The 2,395-nt window shown below is 57.5% G+C and carries 1 protein-coding gene; it reads left to right on the forward strand.

What is annotated here, in order from left to right; genetic code table 11:
• Positions 1-579 precede the first annotated feature (579 nt).
• Positions 580-873: a hypothetical protein gene (locus AC0L27_RS40945; protein ID WP_473323747.1), complete on the forward strand. Its 294-nt coding sequence runs from the start codon at positions 580-582 to the stop codon at positions 871-873.
• The last annotated feature ends 1,522 nt before the right edge of the window (positions 874-2,395 follow it).

Genomic DNA, 2,395 nt, shown 5'->3' on the forward strand with positions numbered 1-2,395 from the left:
GCAATTTGAATCCCTGGACATCGCTGCACTATCTAACCTTGGAAGATTAGCCTCCACGCCGTGAGAACCGCCGGCCTCAACAGCCGGCGGAGCCTTGCGGTGTGAGGCCGAGGCACCCAATCGTACTCTGCTCGGATTGCCCGGATCGGAATTAGCGATATCCTTTTCTTCACCCAGGACGCGCAGTAGCTCGCGCGCTTTCGCCTCCTTCTCGTAGTTGTGAGGCCGGCACAGATTGTGAGGGAACAGTCGGAGTATCAGATAGGGGCGGTTGCGGAATTGGAGCTGACCTATGCGCTCGGTTTTGGCGGTGAGTTTCTTGATGCTCCTGTGCACCTCGGCCGACGCTGCAAAGGTGCGTCACTCTCGGGCGCGCCAACCCGCGGCGGAACGTCCGAGCCCGGATGTCAATTCTCGGGTGCGCTTCGCGGTCCCCGGATGGAGTGACGACGCAACGCGGCGATGGCTGGATAATGCTTCCTCCAATGTCGGCCGCGGTGGCTAACAACCGACGATCGGTTGCGGGCACTAGGCCCGCGACAGACATTTCGTACCGCGTTCGAATGGAAAGGAGGCCGAATGCGTACTCTCATAATCGCCGGCATCGCCCTTGCTTCGCTAGTTTCAGCCGGGGCGGCCTATGATGGTCCCGCAGACAAACCCAAGAAAATCGACAGCTGCAGCTACATGCTGATGGATGGCCAATTGGTCCATCTACCGGTTGGCGCGAACGTTTGCGTCCGCTCACCTGCGCCATATACCAACGAATACGCCCTGCTTCACTGTTATCCGCCCCTTCAAGAGGTCGACCTCGTAAAGCGCGGTGATTTACGGTGTAGTGAAAAGTACGAAGATCGCGAGCGAAAAAAATAGAGTGGCGTGAACCCGAGCTGTTCGCTCTGGTCCGAGTCACGGCTCGACGAAAAAGCCCTAGCATTGCTTGGATGCGCTAGGGCCCCATTTTGCACCGGCCAACTCGCTGTTAAGACCGATGCTCGTACCATCGCCCACAAACGTTCAGAATGGTTAGTTGGAGGCTTCTGCTGTTCTAAAATAGTTCGACGAGTTGCAGAAACTCGCAGGCGGCACAAACAATCATTCCCCACAGCGCAAAGTTTATCTGCAGAGCTGCTACCATGCTTCCCTCCCCGTCGGCCGAGCTTGGTGCTACGGTTGATGGTGCACTTGCATTTTCACCATTTCCCCGAATCTACACCAATTCGAACGCCTCAACCGCCCGCAAGAATACTGGGTCGGACTCTCGATGAAACACGGCAGAACTTCGGGTTATGCGCCCGTCCTCTTCCGCATCAGGACAAGACGTTGCGCAGGCGCAACAGCCTCCCATGTTCCGCTTCGGAACAGATGTTTTGGACTCAACCCGCCAACCAGGTTCTGCAATCATCGCCAACAGCCGGGGCTGGAAGGTCCATTACGTAAGCACTCAATTTTCCCGGGAAAATAAAGGCCGCAGGAGATGAGCTGATCCTGCGGCCTTTTTCATCTCAGCGGCGGATGTGGCAATCTGAGGAGCAGAGGGCGCGGAGAGTGTTGCGTGCTTGAAAGGAAAAGCTCCCCGAGCAACTTGGAGCTACCGACGGCGCCGATCAGCGAAGCGATATCGAGCGCCAGCTTGGCCGATGCTTCGCCTTGGAGTTCTCCCAGGCGACCTTGAAGCGGCGCGCTTGGCTTCATCGAGCGAGCCAGCTTCCCCGAACGGTGGACCGGGAAGCGTCACGATGAAGGCCAGTGCGGTAGCGCACGACGTCCTTATTCGCCCCGTACAGAAGAGCTGGCGAATACATTAGAGGAAATGAACCGCGCGAGCAGCGAGCGAACGCTCCCCTGGACTTTAGTTGTGGACATCCTGAACAGGTCGATAAGGCGCTACAGTTCCTGGGCGAAGGCGTGAACAAGTCGGCGGCCGTCTATTCCGGACAGGGCGGTTGCACCGATTATCCGTTCGATGTTGCACCTTGAGAAGTAGAAACGAGCCGATCGCCTTCCCAAAGCTCCACGTCGTGCTCGCCATGCATTTGCTAGGCTCGACGTCTCGCCGCCTGCTCGTCAATACAGTCAAGCTTTGCTGCGCAGATCACTCGCCGGCTGCTGTCCACCACAAACGCTTTGTACCGCATGATGGCAGTGCCATCCGAAAGGGGGACCGCCATGTTAATCGAATGTCCCTCCAAGGCAGCGCTAAACTGACGGCAGGCGTGTGGAACCTTGTACGTGTGGCATTCAGCTATAGCGCCGTGAACTCATCGATCGCGGCCGCCGCGTCACCTAACTTGCCAGTGTAGCGCGCTTCACTGACTTAATCTCACCGTCTGCCGAAGCGTCCGGCTCGAGCTTAACATCGAAAAGCCCCCCAGCGTCATCAGCAACACACCTA

Source organism: Bradyrhizobium sp. Ken51 (assembly GCF_055807435.1).

What these genes read in the sequence shown, in the direction of transcription:
- AC0L27_RS40945 (WP_473323747.1), top strand. Translation starts at nt 580, where the DNA reads ATGCGTACTCTCATAATCGCCGGCATCGCCCTTGCTTCGCTAGTTTCA.